At 42.3% G+C, this 16,097-nt stretch carries 14 protein-coding genes; 8 read left to right on the forward strand and 6 right to left on the reverse strand.

Annotated features, from left to right (window positions below; translation table 11 throughout):
* Positions 1-62 precede the first annotated feature (62 nt).
* Positions 63-1,847, reverse strand: coding sequence for a glycoside hydrolase family 15 protein (locus OKW21_RS05325; RefSeq protein WP_277478000.1), 1,785 nt, complete (start codon positions 1,845-1,847; stop codon positions 63-65).
* A 248-nt stretch (positions 1,848-2,095) separates the two neighbouring features.
* Between OKW21_RS05325 and OKW21_RS05330 the strand changes: the two genes are divergently transcribed.
* Together OKW21_RS05330 and OKW21_RS05335 are read left to right on the forward strand one after the other, a co-directional pair.
* A complete protein-coding gene (locus OKW21_RS05330; protein WP_277478002.1) occupies positions 2,096-2,704 on the forward strand; it encodes a fumarylacetoacetate hydrolase family protein in 609 nt (202 codons plus the stop codon).
* The gene (locus OKW21_RS05335) at positions 2,691-4,628 is read left to right on the forward strand and encodes a M23 family metallopeptidase (protein ID WP_277478004.1); all 1,938 of its coding nucleotides are present in this window, start codon (positions 2,691-2,693) and stop codon (positions 4,626-4,628) included. The genes OKW21_RS05330 and OKW21_RS05335 overlap by 14 nt, the downstream gene beginning before the upstream one ends.
* A 68-nt stretch (positions 4,629-4,696) precedes the next feature.
* Here the strand turns inward: OKW21_RS05335 and OKW21_RS05340 are convergent, their stop codons facing one another.
* The gene (locus OKW21_RS05340) at positions 4,697-4,843 is read right to left on the reverse strand and encodes a hypothetical protein (RefSeq protein WP_277478006.1); all 147 of its coding nucleotides are present in this window, start codon (positions 4,841-4,843) and stop codon (positions 4,697-4,699) included.
* Here OKW21_RS05340 and OKW21_RS05345 point away from each other — a divergent pair, their 5' ends adjacent.
* Both OKW21_RS05345 and OKW21_RS05350 read left to right on the forward strand, forming a co-directional pair.
* Positions 4,844-5,599, forward strand: coding sequence for a YdcF family protein (locus OKW21_RS05345; RefSeq protein WP_277478008.1), 756 nt, complete (start codon positions 4,844-4,846; stop codon positions 5,597-5,599). It abuts the gene before it with no gap.
* 63 nt (positions 5,600-5,662) lie between these two features.
* A complete protein-coding gene (locus OKW21_RS05350; RefSeq protein WP_277478010.1) occupies positions 5,663-6,565 on the forward strand; it encodes an MBL fold metallo-hydrolase in 903 nt (300 codons plus the stop codon).
* Here OKW21_RS05350 and cydB read toward each other — a convergent pair.
* From cydB to OKW21_RS05365, 3 genes are read right to left on the reverse strand one after another with little or no spacing between them, the layout of a single operon-like run.
* Complete coding sequence (gene cydB, locus OKW21_RS05355; RefSeq protein WP_277478012.1) at positions 6,562-7,638, reverse strand: cytochrome d ubiquinol oxidase subunit II; 1,077 nt, start codon at positions 7,636-7,638, stop codon at positions 6,562-6,564. The two genes, OKW21_RS05350 and cydB, sit on opposite strands and share 4 nt — an antisense overlap.
* A gap of 12 nt (positions 7,639-7,650) precedes the next feature.
* Positions 7,651-9,045, reverse strand: a complete 1,395-nt coding sequence (locus OKW21_RS05360; protein WP_277478014.1) for a cytochrome ubiquinol oxidase subunit I — start codon at positions 9,043-9,045, stop codon at positions 7,651-7,653.
* Positions 9,029-9,253 (reverse strand): hypothetical protein, encoded by a 225-nt coding sequence (locus OKW21_RS05365; protein ID WP_277478016.1) that lies wholly within the window; start codon positions 9,251-9,253, stop codon positions 9,029-9,031. The genes OKW21_RS05360 and OKW21_RS05365 overlap by 17 nt, the downstream gene beginning before the upstream one ends.
* A 129-nt stretch (positions 9,254-9,382) precedes the next feature.
* Here OKW21_RS05365 and OKW21_RS05370 point away from each other — a divergent pair, with 129 nt between their 5' ends.
* Positions 9,383-9,874: a metallophosphoesterase family protein gene (locus OKW21_RS05370; protein ID WP_277478018.1), complete on the forward strand. Its 492-nt coding sequence runs from the start codon at positions 9,383-9,385 to the stop codon at positions 9,872-9,874.
* A 52-nt stretch (positions 9,875-9,926) separates the two neighbouring features.
* Here the strand turns inward: OKW21_RS05370 and OKW21_RS05375 are convergent, their stop codons facing one another.
* Complete coding sequence (locus OKW21_RS05375; RefSeq protein ID WP_277487848.1) at positions 9,927-10,226, reverse strand: hypothetical protein; 300 nt, start codon at positions 10,224-10,226, stop codon at positions 9,927-9,929.
* A gap of 533 nt (positions 10,227-10,759) precedes the next feature.
* On the opposite strand from OKW21_RS05375, the gene OKW21_RS05380 reads away from it, so the two are divergent.
* Genes OKW21_RS05380 through OKW21_RS05390 form a run of 3 tightly spaced genes read left to right on the forward strand, consistent with a single transcriptional unit; the run spans position 10,760 to position 16,056 of the window.
* A complete protein-coding gene (locus OKW21_RS05380; RefSeq protein ID WP_277478019.1) occupies positions 10,760-12,958 on the forward strand; it encodes a hypothetical protein in 2,199 nt (732 codons plus the stop codon).
* Positions 12,951-14,324: a histidine--tRNA ligase gene (gene hisS / locus OKW21_RS05385; protein ID WP_277478022.1), complete on the forward strand. Its 1,374-nt coding sequence runs from the start codon at positions 12,951-12,953 to the stop codon at positions 14,322-14,324. Before OKW21_RS05380 ends, hisS begins: the two co-directional genes overlap by 8 nt.
* Positions 14,325-14,376: 52 nt before the next feature.
* Positions 14,377-16,056 carry a T9SS type B sorting domain-containing protein gene (locus OKW21_RS05390; RefSeq protein WP_277478024.1) on the forward strand — a complete coding sequence of 560 codons (1,680 nt, stop codon included), beginning with the start codon at positions 14,377-14,379 and terminating at the stop codon, positions 16,054-16,056.
* The last annotated feature ends 41 nt before the right edge of the window (positions 16,057-16,097 follow it).

A 16,097-nucleotide genomic window follows, 5' to 3' on the forward strand; every position in this document is an offset into this window, starting at 1 on the left:
AAATAACAAGCCGGAAGTCAACTTCCGGCTTTATCTATTTCTGAGCTACTGTTCTTTCATCCTTACTCCAGAAAATCAGGAGCATCTAGTTTGGTGGCAATACGGAATGCTGCGTTTACCAAACCTACATGACTGTAAGCCTGAGGGAAATTACCCCACTGGCTGCCAGTCGCGGCATCAACATCTTCACTGAAAAGGCCCAGGTGATTACTGTAGCCCATGATATTTTCAAAAGTGCGGGCAGCTTCATCCACACGCCCTACACAGGCTAGCGCTTCTACATACCAGAAAGCACAAATCAGAAATGTCGTTTCAGGCATACCAAAATCATCCATGTGCAGATAGCGATAGAAGAGACCATCTTCAGACTTCAATTCTTTTTCCAGACTCTTTAGATGGTTCTTTGCTTTGTCTGAATTGCCATCCAGGTAGTTCATCATGATAAGCTGTAAAGTGCTGGCATCCAGGTTTTTGGTGCCTACTGCCTGAGTGTATACAGTTCGGTTAGGATCATAGCATTCCTCTATTTTATCAACGGCAGCCTGTTTTAGCTGAGTTGCTTTCTGTTCCAGTTTTTTGTCTTTGAGTCTTTTAGCAATCTTTAATGCAGCGGAACTGCCAGCCCAGTGGAAAAGATAAGTATAGCAATGGTACTGACTCAGGTCGCGGAATTCCCAGAGACCGGCGTCCGGTTCATACATCACTTCCTCTATTTTGTGAAGTACATCATACACCAGGTTTTGTGAGCCTGTCCGCTCATCATTGATAAAGCGGTGGTCGACATACAGGGGTAATAAGGATAATAATACCTGCCCGTACACATCGTTCTGAATGTGCTCATACGCCTGATTTCCTACCCTTACCGGCTGGTTTCCCAGATATCCTTTCAGGTCCATAATCTTTTCAACCAGCAAGTCACTTCCACTGATGGAGTAGAGCGGCTGATACCGGCTTTTCTGGCTGGCAGAAATATTAGCGATATAGTAAAAGTACTTTTCCAGTTCTTCAAAGTGACCGATATGATTAAAAGCCGTAAGGGTATAATAAGTATCGCGGAGCCAGCAATAACGGTAATCCCAGTTTCGACCACTGCCCGGTGCTTCGGGTAAGCTGGTGGTAGTAGAAGCAATAATGCCTCCGGTATCCTCAAACTGGTGAATCTTCAACACCAAAGCAGAGCGGATTACCTGTTGCTGATAAAAGTCGCTGATACTGGTACTTTTTACCCAGTGCTGCCAGTAGTTGACAGTCTTCTGTTGAAATATCTCGGAAGTACTTTCTACCGGAGCCTCCAGAGGGGCACCATAAGTGAGCACCAGATAGCGGGTATCATTCAGCACAAAGTGCTGATCTTCCATGATGTAAGTCAATGAGATATTGGTAGTTAGCCTGATCTCACTTTTAAGGCCCAGAAATTTGATGTGGTTGCTAGCCTGATTCATAGAAGGCTTCAAGCCACCATACTCACCCACAGGCTCACATTTCACCTTGACCCTGGGAGTACCTGAAAGGGGCTCTATCTTACGGACCAGCATCAGAGGCTTAAAATACCGATCATACTGAAAGAAACGGGGGGCAAAGTCAGTGACCCTGTACTTACCATCTTCATTTTCTATCTCAGTACATAAGACATTGGTGTTTTCTATATAGTACTGGTGTGATTTATATGTATCGGAAGAAGGTAGAATACTAAATTCACCCCCCTTTTCGTCATCAAGAAGTCCTCCAAAAACAAAGCTGCTATCAAAGCGGGGCCAGCAAAGCCAGTTTACATTCGTATTCTTATGAACCAGTGCCAAAAAAGCACAGTTTCCTATCACGCCAAAGTCGTATGTATGTTTGCTCATGCTTAAATCTTGATTTTTCGCATATTAGACATCTCCTTAGAGAAATCAAATATTTTCTACTTTGTTATACAAGTAACATGCTCGTTAGAAAGTAAAGAGATTGTCAAACAATGACCAAGACAGCAAAGAATTTTTTGATTTAATTTGATTTTTGTCAATAATATGATTGTATCACCGATGTACTTACTTGCAAATAAACCATACGCTTCATTAATTTAAGCCTTAGCGATTTTACTCAACCTTCACCTATGAAAATATTAGCCATCGGCCGTAATTATGCCGAACACATAAAAGAATTAAATAATGAAAGCTCTGGAGAGCCGGTAGTCTTTATGAAGCCGGATACTGCTTTGCTTAAAAACAATGACCCTTTTTATTATCCTGACTTTACTAATGATATACATTTTGAAGTAGAAATTTTGCTAAAAATTGCAAAAGAGGGAAAGTACATACAGGAGAAATTTGCGCACAAATATTACGAAGAAATAGGTATAGGCATTGACTTTACGGCTCGGGATTTGCAACAGAAAGCCAAAGAAAAAGGCCTTCCCTGGTTGCTGGCTAAAGGCTTTAACGGTTCTGCGCCAATCTCAGAATTTGTGCCCAAAGATCAGTTTGACCTGGGAGATCTCAATTTCAGCCTGAAGGTAGATGAGCAAATAAGACAGCAGGGGAATACAAGTATGATGTTGTTTAAGTTTGACTTCCTGGTAAGCTATCTGTCAAAGTATTTTACCTTAAAAAAGGGTGATATCATCTTTACCGGAACTCCCAAGGGAGTCGGTGCTATTGAGAAAGGGGAGGTCTTAACGGCTTATATAGAAGACAAAAAAATGTTGGAGTGTGAAATCAAATAGAATTACTTTACTGCTATCGTTACTTTTAGTTTCAACCATATTTACCTCTCTAAAACCTGAAGGGGAGCCTGCAGAGGATTATTATATCTTTCCTATCAACCCGGGGCAGCGAAATTATCTCTCGGGTAATTTTTGCGAGCTCAGGAGCTCTCATATGCATGCGGGGCTGGATATTAAGGTTGGAGGAGTGGTGGGTGCTCCGGTGCATGCCGCAGCACAAGGTTATATCAGCAGGATAAAAATTTCATGGGGGGGGTACGGTAATGCGCTTTATCTTCAGCATCCCAACGGTACAACGACAGTCTACGCTCACCTGGATCAGTTTAACGACAGGATAGCAGAGTATGTCCGTGAGGCGCAGTACAGAAACAAAACTTTTGACATAGAGCTTTTTCCTGACAAAGCTGACCTTCAGGTAAAGAGAGGAGAGGTAATTGGTAAAGCCGGCAACTCCGGCTCCTCCGGCGGACCACACCTACACTTTGAGATCAGAGATGCCAATCAGGTTCCTATGGACCCTTTACAATATAACTTTAGTGAGATTGTAGACAATATTGCTCCATATGTGCGCAAAGTAGCATTAGTGACTCTGGATAAAGACGCTCGTATTAATGGTCAGTTTGGCAGATTTGAATTTCCGGTTCGCAGTAACGGAAATCGCTATGAAGTGAGTGAAAACATCAAAGTACATGGTAAGATAGGCGTAGAAATCGCTGCTTTTGACCGGGCCGATGGCGTGCGTAATGTATATGGAGTAACGGCTGCCGCAATGACTTTTGATGGAGAGCCTCAGTTTAGTTACCTCACTGATAAAATGTCTTTCTCACAGACTAAGAATATTCATGTTTTTACGAATTACGAAGAGCGCTATCGTCAGGACCGTACTTTCTTCAGGTTATATGTAGCAGATGGTAATACCTTACCGCTCTATAAAACCTCGCGCAACCAGGGAAAGCTTATTATCAAAGATAATGAACAGCATCAGGTAGATGTGAAATTGACCGATCACTATGGGAACAGTAGCAGCTTACGTTTGTCTTTGAAAGGTGCACAGCCTGAGCCGGAAAGCAACTTTAAGATTCGTTATTTCAGCAAGCCTTATAACAATAAAAACTACCATGTCCGGGGAAACACCTTACAACTCTATGTACCGGTAGAAAAGGACCCCGAAGGAATGTATGAGAGAAAACTGGCTAAGTTCTTCGCTAACCGTATGGATTATGAAGAGCCTCCTGCTTATGTAGTAAATGATATGGCCATTTACCTTTGGGACTTGAGACGTGGCACCCCGGATTCAGTGGATCTGTGTGGAAGTCAAGAGAAGCTTCCAATTAAAATGAAAGTGCCGGCCTATAATGCTTTCAGCTTCTATCAGCCTGAGATGGATATCTACTTTTCCAAATCCGCTCTTTTTGATACTTTATACCTGACTACTGACTATAAAGTAGATGCTGACCGCGAGATATTTACCATTCATGAAGATAATACTCCCCTTAAAGGTAGTATCAATATCAAACTGAAGCCTAAAATGCTACCCCCCGGCCCTAGAGATAAAATGAACGTGTATCGTATCTCTAATTCAGGTGATTTAAGTTACGAAGGAGGTGAGTGGAATGGTAACACCATCTCATTCAATACCCGTTCGTTCGGAGATTATGTGCTGGCTACTGATACGATCTCTCCGGTAATTACGCCTATCAATGTGAGTGCCAAGCAGCTAAAATTCAAGATTGAAGACCAGATGTCAGGTATCAAAAGCTACAATATGTATGTTGACGGTAAGTGGGTTTTGATGCGCTATGATTACAAATGGGATGTAATCTGGACTGATTCTGATGACCAAAGAGCGGATCTTTCAGGAGATTACAAGCTTGTGGTGGAAGATATAGCTGGCAATGAAATGGTGTTTGAAGGAAAAATATGATGGGGAATGTTATAGTTCACCCTTGTGTTGGTATGATTTAGTAAAAAGTAAAGCGATAACAAATACACTCAGACCCAAAGCACAATAACCATAGGAATCATCGCAACTCTAAAATGAAACTTAAACTCCACAAAGACATCATAGCCATCGTTGTATTTGTACTGGTTTTTCTTATTCTTTGGCTTTTCTTTCGCTGACAGTCTAGTCTTTGCCACATGTTTTTCATCCTTTCCAAAACTTTGTATTTTCTGATCATGCCGGTTACATTGATTGTGCTGGCGTTTTTGTTAAGCTGGTTTTATAAAAAATACCGCCGGCTTTTTTTGTTGACCGGGCTTATATTGTTACTGCTATTTACAAACTACATGATCGGCAATGCCTTGGTACGCTGGTGGGAAATACCTCCTACACCCCTCAATGAACTCCCTGCCTACCAAGTAGGAATCGTTTTAGGAGGAATTACTTCAGATAAAGATCCTCGTGACAGAGTGCATGTAAGTGGTGCTGCTGACAGAATTCTGCATGCTATTCATTTATACCGTGAAGGAAAAATTGATAAGATATTAATCAGCGGCGGGTCAGGGAAAATTCTGAAAGATGATATTCCTGAGGCAGAGCTGCTTAAGAAAATTCTACTGCTCAGCAAAGTGCCGGAAAAAGATATCATGATAGAAGCTTCCTCAAGAAATACACGCGAGAATGCCTTGTTCAGTGCAAAAATTTTAAATGAGAATTATAAACCGGAACGATTTCTTCTGATCACTTCTGCTTTTCATATGCGGAGAGCCAAAGCTTGTTTTGAAAAAGTGGGGTTGGAAGTGGATACTTATAGCGTAGACATGCGTGGCAATGAATTTGAGTTTACGCCTGACGAGCTGTTCATCCCTACCTCTACAGCTATTGGAAGCTGGGAAGTCGTAATACGTGAACTAACGGGAATGCTGGCCTACAAAATCTCCGGATACATCTGATCGCTTGTGAATAAGGCCTGAAAGTCATAAATTCTGTACTTTTAGAGATTAACCTATTTTTCCATGATCAAAATATTAGATCTTAACTTTTTAGGCATCAACAGAGCCATTGCATCTTTCCTTGTGGAGACTTCCGAAGGACCAATCCTTTTTGAAACCGGCCCCTATAGTACTTTCCCGCATTTGGTAGAACAGGTCAAAAATGCTGGTCATGCCCCCACTGACATCAAACATGTATTTCTCACCCACATACACTTTGACCATGCTGGTGCTGCCTGGGCATTTGCTAAGCAGGGGGCAAAAATTTATGTCCATCCGTTCGGAGAAAAACATCTGGCTAATCCTGAAAAGCTGTGGAATTCAGCTAAGCAAATTTACAAGAACGATATGGAAAGACTCTGGGGTGATATGCAGCCTATTCCTGAAGATCAGCTCACAGCTGTGGAGCATGAATCCGAGGTTACCATAGGAAATACTAAAATCAAAGCCTGGCATACCCCCGGCCACGCGGTACACCATATTGCCTGGCAGCTAGATGATATCATTTTTACCGGTGATGTAGCCGGTGTTCGGGTAAATCCTGAAGATCAGGTAGTAGAGCCTCCTTGTCCTCCTCCCGATATCAATGTAGAAGACTGGCTGGATTCTATCAGAACCATCCGAACACTTAGCCCCCAAGCCTTGTACTTGACCCACTTTGGAAAAATAGAAGATATCAGCTGGCATCTGGACGAGCTGGAAAAAAGGTTGATTGAGTGGAGTAACTGGATCAAAACGAAAATGGAATTGGGAAAAAATGCTGAAGAAACTGTGCCCGAGTTTAAAGCATTTGTGGCCAACCAGCTGAGTGAGATGGGGGTAGGAGAAAAAGCCATCCGGCAATACGAAGCTGCTAACCCTTCCTACATGAGCGTAGCAGGGCTTATGCGCTACTGGAAGAAGAAAAAAGAAAGAGAGCAGGCTTAATAACTGCTTTCATTAAGCTTGGTCTTTCCCCGATACGTCCAGTAGATCAATGAAGTATAGCCCAGAACAAAAGGTAGACCCCAGATTGCTACAAAAAACATGGTGCGCAGAGTATATCCGGAGGAGGCACCATTGTAAATATCCAGATTAAATTCAGGCGATAGGCTGGAAATCATCATATTGGGAAAAATGCCCAGGGCGAAAAGTCCTATAATGGCACCCATGGTACAAGCTGATGAAATGAATGTCTGCATGGGTTTATCTTTCGCTAGCGTACGAGGAATGTTCGCAATAGACAACAAATTAAGCAATACGATAAACCAGGCCAGGATAGAGATTAAAGTATGATGCTCAGCTACTAATGCATGATAAGCTCCTGGCAGCTCTATCAGACCAAAGGAAAAATTAGCGACCATTTCTGGTCTTAAGTAAAGCGTGGCGGCGGTAGTAATGGCAAACATGATCACAAAAATGATATAGCTACTTCTTATCCATCCTTTTACCTGGTTTTGAAGGGCGCCTTCAGTTTTTAAATTCAAATAGATAGCTCCATGCATAGTAAACATTGACAAATTGAAGAACCCGGTCAAAATGGTGTAAGGCGTGATTAGGTCAAAAAAAGTACCCTGATAAACTTTGTCTGAGCCTATTGCGAAACCCATCACGACATTGCCAATGGCAATACCAAATAGTATGGCCGCGATCATGGAAGCCATGCCAAAGCTGGTATCCCAGGTGCTGCGCCACCTTTTACTGGGCTCTTTACTACGAAACTCAATGGATACTGCTCTGAAAATTAGTGCGATGAGTAACAGCATAAAGGGAAGATAAAACCCTGAAAAAGCGGTAGCATACACCTCAGGAAAAGCTGCGAATAAAGCTCCCCCTGCGGTAATCAGCCACACCTCGTTGCCATCCCAGACCGGTCCGATAGAATTAAGCATAATACGGCGGTTATGGTCACCTTTGCTGAACAGATGGAGTATCCCTACACCAAGATCAAAGCCATCCAGAATAGCGTAGCCTACCAGTAAAAGACCAATAAGAATGTACCAGATTACATTAAAATCCATAGTTTTATGCGCTTATTTTATCAGTTTCGACAAAGGATCAATGCGTTCTTCACGGTGATGATAGGTTTCAGGTCCGTGAACGTGATCTTCCGGCCCATGCTTTATTTCCCTGTCCAGTACATACAGCCAGACAAAGAAGAGCAGGGTATAGACGATGAAAAACAGAATCAATGAGATTAACACTTCAGGAGCAGTGACGGATTTGGATAAGCCGTCAGATGTTCTCAGCAAATCTTGTACAATCCAGGGCTGCCTTCCTCTTTCTGCTGACACCCAGCCGGCTTGATTGGCAATGACAGGCAGCACTACGAGAGGGACATATAATTTCATGAGCCAGGTTTTATCAAAGAGTTTTTTTCTGAAGAGGAGGAAAAGACTCAGCAGGGTCAAAAGAATAAAAAACATGCCCAAAGCTACCATTAGGTGATAGGTCTGGAACACCTGAGCTACCGGAGGCCAGTCTTCCTTTTTAATTTGGTCTAGTCCTTTCACTTCAGCTTCAAAGTCCCCATACAATAGGAAGCTGAGCAGCCCTGGAATTTCTATACCATAGGTTGCCTGCTCTTCCGGATCCGTCCAGCCAATAATGGAAAGTGGGGCAGCTTTTTGTGTCTCGTACAATCCCTCAAAAGCAGCAAGCTTGGCGGGTTGATATTCTCCCACTACCTGTGCATGATAATGCCCGATTGCCGGTTGAATAAGCGCAGCGGTGGCTGCCACAATCAGAGCCAAAGAGAAAGAACGGTAGGCAAACTCCAGATCCCGCTTTTTGATAATAAAATAGGCCGCGACACTCATGATCAGAAAAGCGCCCTGTATCCAGGACCCTACGATTACATGAAAAAAACGCACCATAGAAGAAGGGTTGAAGACTACTCCCCAAAAATCGGTGATGACTGCCCGGGTGTAACCATCTGCAGTAACGGCAAGTTCGTAGGCGACAGGAGTTTGCTGCCATGAGTTGGCCACCACAATCCAAAAGGCCGACATCATTGAGCCAAAGGCTACCATACAGGTGGCAAAAAGATGCATACCCGGTTTTACCCGGTTCCAGCCAAACAGCAGGATCGCCAGAAATCCGGATTCCAGAAAAAAGGCAAAAATGCCTTCCGCTGCCAGAGGGGAACCAAAAATATCGCCCACAAATCTGGAATAAGTAGCCCAGTTGGTTCCAAACTCAAATTCCATAACAATACCGGTAGCTACCCCTATGGAAAAGTTGGCCGCGAATATTTTTATCCAGAATCGGGTAATAGACTCGTAGATTTTTTTACGGGTCACATAGTAAAGCGTCTCGTAGATGACCAGTAGCAGCCCCATCCCAATGCTGAAGGGGGGGAAGATGTAATGAAACATGATAGTAAAGGCAAACTGTAGGCGTGATAAAAACTCAATGTCCAGTTCCATGGTCGGCTTTTTTGTGTAGTAAATAAACAAGCAGGACGCCCAGACTGAAAGCCAGGCCACAAACGATTTTCATGATTTTGGTGAAAGGAAAGCCCATCACCAGTTCAGGGATGAAGGGCAAACTGGTCATCAACCGATAAAAAATCATGGTAATAAAGACCAGGATAAACACTTGCTGTACGGGTGACTTCTGTCTCAAGTGCTTCATAAAAATACTTCAGTTTGGAGGTGAAGCTACAGCCCAAACTTTGCATTTACAATAAGTATTCATAGAATACTTATGCGAAATAGCAGTTCCATAAAGGCTATAAAATTAATGATGAATTAATCATAAAAAATGAAAATACTATTGCTATCCGATACACATAGCTACATAGACGCATCAATTTTAAGTCATGCCGAACAAGCTGATGAAATATGGCATGCAGGCGATATAGGAGATTTTTCAGTAGCACAATCTTTGGAAGAAGTTAAACCGCTCAGAGCTGTTTACGGAAACATAGATGGAGAAGAGGTCAGGAAGTCTTTTCCTGAAGATCTATGGTTTGAAGTAGAGGGGATAACCGTTTGGATAACACACATTGGGGGATACCCTCCAAAATACAATAGGCGGGTAAAAAAAGTGCTTTCAGAAAGACGAGCAGATATATTTGTTAGTGGACATTCTCACATACTTAAAGTAGTCAGAGATCAGGAAAGAGGAGGAATGTTGTGTATGAACCCCGGAGCCATAGGTAAGCAAGGCTTCCAAAAAGTACGTACCATGCTCCGATTTGAAATTAATGATCAAAAGGTGAAGCATCTGGAGGTGATAGAAATGCAAAGATAAAAAAAAAGACACCCCTTATTGGAATGTCTTCAGAATAGATAGAGTCCTGGTCTTACTCCTCTGTTTTCTCTTTTGTATCTTTTACCTGAGCTTTAGCTGGCTCTTTTTTCTCGGCGGTAGTATCTCCTTTTTTCAGATCTTCTGCGGCATCTTTTTTTACAGCAGCTTCTTCTTTAGTTTTAGAAGTATCAGCTTTTTTGCTTCCGCCTTTTTTCTCAAACTCAGCCTTAATTGCCTCTACATCTACTGACTTGATAGGAGGCTGCTTGGTAAGCTGTTTTATTTTATCCTGCCTCTTTTTGGCATTCGCTTTATTCCTTAGTCCTTTTCTTTTAAGTCTGGTAACTCCCATGGCTTTATATCCTTATTGTTTCTATGATTCCGAAATAAGGTGCGAATTTAATAAATCGCATTTATTTATAAAAGTAATTAGCAATGCATCCGCCGAAATAGTTTAAATATCATCACTTTAGCTATTGGACAAGTGATCGCATTTTATAAAATAGATAGACAGACAAAGCTGAATGAAAAAAGGAATGAAGCTATTTATTCAAATCAATCTGTGCAGATTTAACCAACAAAAGGTTGATTCTTATCCATCAAACCATAAATAATAAATAGCTTGAGGCTTGTCTATCTGTTAAAAGTAGGATGGTTTCTTATGCTTAAGTAGTGATTCTTTATAGTTTATACTATTTTAAGTTAATATTGCTGCAAAATATTGATAAGAAGACTACGTTCACCGGGAGTGATCATCGGAAAATAAATCAGTAGTAAGTGCCAAGCTGAATTTTTTATCATATTTGTGTACAATAATTGCACAGCTTAAGCTTCTTACTTTTTAGATACATGGAACGAATCCACTGAGTAAAATATTTTTAGGGTATGAATAAACATTATATAGTCTTATCAATTCTATTTCTTTTTACGGTATTCAACCTACAGGCTCAGGAAGAAGGCAATATAAAGATTGAATTTCCTGATGGACAGAAGTGGAATGAAATCAGTGAAGGAACCACCCTTGAATTTAAACTTAACGCGAGTGGAGGGTTAAGTGGAAACTATAAGTTCTCAGCAAATAGTGAAACTTCTCTCAACTTTCAGCTTAATGAAGATGGTTTTTTCCGTTGGCAGCCAGCCTATGATCTGGTTACTCCCGAAGAAAGAAGAAAAACCTATCCCATTCTCTTTGAGGTAACGAATGAAGGGGGACAGGTGACTACCCGACAAGTAGAGTTTGTGGTGAAAAACCAGGCCAGAATTACTTCATTTTTTAATATTGAGCCTTTTTACGTCAATCCTGATCAGTCAAACACCTATGAACTATCAGTTAATGGAAGCGATTACAGTTTTTCACTCATAGAAAGTACTGCTCCGGAAGGCATGGAAATAAATAATGATGGCATATTTAGCTGGACACCAACTTCAGAGCAATTTACCTCCTTACAAAAAAATCCGCTTACCGTGGAGTTTATGCTTGAAGATAAACAGTACGGAGATAAAATCCCCGGTAAACTGGAAGTCGCAGCTTCTCCCGAAGCTGCTCAGCCCGTGGCACAAACGCCTGAACTTAAGTTGGTATTACCGAAGGGTAAAAGCTGGAACGTGGTTAGCGAAGGCAATACACTTACTTTCCAACTGAGTGCCAGTGGAGGTAAAGACAAGCAGTATACTTTCAATATGATTCAGGGGTCTTCCGAAGATGTGGGTATAATCTTTGACGAGCAGGGGAATTTTTATTGGACCCCCTCCTTTGATTTAGTAGACAGGTTGGAAGAAACGAAGACGTTTCAGGTTATTTTTGAGGTAAATAATAGTAGCGGTGAAAGTGACCGCCAACAGGTGAACCTGCTGGTATACCATACCAATCGTGCTCCCGAGATTGCGGACCTGAAGACATTCTATGTGCAGTATAATGTGCAGAATGTATATCAGTTAGGTACTGCCAATGCAATCACTGACCCTGACAATGACCCTCTGGTGTTCAAGCCTATTTTGGCACAGATGCCTCAGGGAATGACACTTTCAGGACAGGGAGAATTAAGCTGGAAACCTTCCTATGGGCAATATACTCGTCTGCAGAAAGAACCTATGGAGTTGGAGTACATTGTGGAGGATCAACCGTATAAAGCACAGACAAAAGGCAAGATTCGCATAGCTGTTACGCAACAGGATCATCCACCAGAAATTTCAATGGTGCCTAATGAGGATGCGTTTAGTATTCGTGAAGATGAAGCATTGAATCTCAAATTTTACCTTTCTGATCCTAATGGGGATCAGGATATTGCGAGCTTTGATTTCGTATCTGAGACCAACAGAATCCCTAAAAGCTCATTAATCAAAAATGACATGACCCAGTGGGAATTCATCTGGAGTCCGGGCTACGATTTCTTTTTGGAACCTGGTATGAAAGATACTTACGAAATTACTTTCTTTGTGGTGGATCAAACCAATCAGCGAGCGCAGCGTTCGGTAAGCGTAACGGTAGAGGATGCTGAAAACCTGGAGGAGAAAGACAGACTTCTCTATAACCAGTATCGTACCAGCCTCGTCAGAATCTGGAATTTGATGGAACAGCTTAAGGAGAAACAAAAAGAGTTGCAGAAAGAGTACAAGAAGGCCAAAAAAACCAAGAAACATCGGGCGGTGACAACCGCCTCCCTGGGGGCTATCACCGGACTTTCTCCGGTAGTACTATCTGATAATCAGGATACCCAAAAATATGTGAGCGGTGTGGGAGGAACCACCTCCATGACGCTTGGCAGTCTGGAAGCCAGCAATGTGATTGGTCAGGACCCCAGCGGCGTATTTGAAAAGCTGAGCTACATTACCCAGAAGCTCAACGCGCTGGAAACCCAGGGCAATGTATTCGCTGGAAAATACGCGCTGTCAAATACGCGAAGACAAGGCTCTTTCAATGAGGATTTGAAAAAGATTATAGAAATGATCAGCCTTAAAGATGTGACTACGTTGGAGTTAGACCCTACATGGGAAAACCCTAAAAATCCTTCTGATAAAAACATTCAGGATACTTTCAAAGATTTTAATCCTGACCCTGAGAAATCATCAATCATTAATGAGTAAACAAAAACCAAGTATACCTAAAGGTACCCGGGATTTCGGGCCGGCCGAAATGGCCAAACGTAACTATATTCTAGATCATATTCGTGAAGTATACCGTCGCTACGGCTATCAGCAACTGGAAACCCCCAGCATGGAAAACTTATCCGTACTCACCGGTAAGTATGGAGATGAAGGGGATCAATTGCTGTTTAAAATTCTGAATTCAGGAGATTTTCTCTCTAAGACCGAACCCACTGACTACAATAATGGTTCGGCTGGTTTACTTCCCAAAATTGCAGAAAAAGGCCTCCGTTATGATCTTACTGTGCCTTTTGCCCGTTATGTGGTGATGAACCAGAGCCAGCTTACTTTTCCTTTTCGCCGCTTTCAGATACAGCCGGTTTGGCGGGCTGATCGGCCTCAGAAAGGACGTTACCGTGAATTTTATCAGTGCGATGCCGATGTAGTGGGCACGGATTCCCTTACCAGCGAAGCTGAGATTGTGCTGATGATTGAAGAGGTTTTTGAGCGTTTAGGCATCAAAGACATAAGCATCAAAGTCAATAATCGTAAAATTCTGGCAGGTTTGGTAGAAGCAGTAGGGGCACAGGGTAAAGAAAGTGACCTTTTGATTGCGATTGACAAACTGGATAAAATAGGGCAGGAGAAAGTTATCGCCGAACTGCAAGAGAAAAGTTTCGGTCAGGAGGCTATAGATAAGCTGATGCCCATTTTCAATGTTGAAGGGAGTAATCAAAGCCGGCTGGATAGCATACGTACCTTACTTGCTGGTTCTGAGACTGGCTTACAAGGGGTAAGTGAAATTGAGGAAGTCATTGAAAGAGTACAAATGATGGGTTCAGAGGCTGCTTCTCTGGAATTTGATATCACATTGGCCAGAGGTTTATCGTACTATACCGGGGCTATTTTTGAGGTAAAAGCCAATCATGCGGTGATTAGCAGTAGCATCAGCGGAGGAGGACGTTATGATGATCTTACCGGTGTTTTTGGCTTGCCCAATGTCTCCGGTGTAGGCATTTCATTTGGGGTGGACCGTATTTATGATGTAATGGAAGGTTTAGGACTTTTTCCCGAAGAAAACCTTGCCGCGACGCAGGTCTTATTCATTTGCTTTGATGAGGAGACCGAAAAACATGCGCTTGCTTTGCTTAGCCAGGTTCGTAAAGCAGGTATAAGCGCTGAGATTTATCCCGATAGGGTAAAACTCAAGAAGCAGTTTGCTTATGCTGATAAGAAGGGAATTCCCTATACCATCGTAGTAGGTGTGGAAGAAATACAGCAAAAAGCTTACGGGCTAAAAAATCTTAAAAGTGGAGAACAGGAAAACTTAAGCATTGAAGAGATCATTGAGAGGCTCAAACAATGAATGTTGATCATCTGCGTTTCATATAACAAACCGAAGCCCAACCATCACTGCATTGCGAATTTGTAAACTCTTAAGCTTAATCCTATGCTGCTGTAGCCTGGCATTCACTGCTTATGGGCAGACATTAAGTACCAAGGAACGCTTTGAAGTAAATGTCACCCAGGGTTGCGCTCCCCTTACTGTCACTGCCAGCAACCTTTTTACTGCTATACCAGATGTGCCTATCGTATGGAACTTTGATTGGGATGGAGATGAGGGCAACATTACGGTTGATCCCGACGCCTCTCCTCAAAGTGCAAGTTTTGAATATACTGAGCCAGGTACATACAAACTTTTGCAGGTGATAGGAAACATCAATGATCCTATTGATACGATTATTATCGAGGTGATGGAACCCAGAGAACCCAGGTATAAAGTATATAACTGTATTAACAATACGGTTTTTATTGACTTTAGCGAAGAGGACTATTATGACCAATTATTTTTTGATTTTGGCGACGGGGGCATCCAGACCGTCTCCACAGATCAGGAATCTATATCCTACCAATATTATGATCAGGGGGAATATACCATAGCTGCAGAGGGGCTTTTTGATGATGCGGCTCCTAATTGCGGATTGGCTGATACAACGATTAATACCGTTGAAAACCTGGATATCGCAACCCTCTCACGAGTACAGGTAGAAAATGAGCAGGAAATTCAACTGGCTTTTGAACTTGCTGATAATGACGTGTCATACCGGCTGGAAGTAGCTGAAAATGGAAGTAGTGATTTTAGTTTTGCTTCACTTGATTTGGATGGTAAGGCTACTACTTTTATCTGGAATGATCCTGATGTCAATGCCCGAGATACCTATTACTGTTTTCGTATAGTGGCGGTAAATCGCTGTGATGAAAGTCTTAACCAATTTTCAAACATGGTTTGCAGTATAGCTTTACAAGCCACAGCAGAAGATCTTCAGAACCAACTGGAATGGCAAAGCGATGGGTTTGATCAATATCAGGTTATTCGGGATGGAAATCAGATTGATGAGATCAACGCTACATTATATACCGACACTGAGGTCACGTGTCAGGAAGATTATACATATAGTATTGTAGCTGAACAAAACGGAGCAGTGAGTATTTCTCTAGGAGAAGATATTACCGCTATTTCAACCACTGTTCCTCCTGCGCCTGATAATCTGGATGCAAGCCTAGCGGGCACTGGCGCTGATTTACAATGGCCGGCAGAAAATGAAGCGGTTCAGTATTATATTTATAGAGCTGAAGATGGAGGCAGCAGCCAATTGTATGACTCTCTCTTACAGAGCACTTCTGTAAATCTTAGGTACACTGACCCACAGGAGCTTACAGTAGATATTGAATATTGTTATCAAATAACATATGTCAACGATTGTGGAAACGAGTCTGAGCGGAGCGAAGAAGTATGTGTTACACTTCCAAGACAGGCCAGGGTATTCTTTCCCAATGCTTTTACTCCCAATGGAGACGGGCTGAATGATATTTTTGTTTATAAGGCTGAGCTTCTGGAAACTGTACAATTTCAGGTGTATAATCGCTGGGGCGAACTCTTATTTTCAACCACGGACATAGGAGAGGGGTGGGATGGAACATATAAGGGGGGACTTGCTCCGCAGGGCACATATATGTATGTACTTCAGGTGGTTGATCAGTTGGGAAACGCTTTCAGCAGATCAGGAAATTTTACATTGCTCAATGCTGCGCCCTGACTAAACAACAGGCTGTAAATTACGTTGAATAAATTCTATAT

Source organism: Catalinimonas alkaloidigena (assembly GCF_029504655.1).
Taxonomy (GTDB): Bacteria; Bacteroidota; Bacteroidia; order Cytophagales; family Cyclobacteriaceae; genus Catalinimonas; species Catalinimonas alkaloidigena.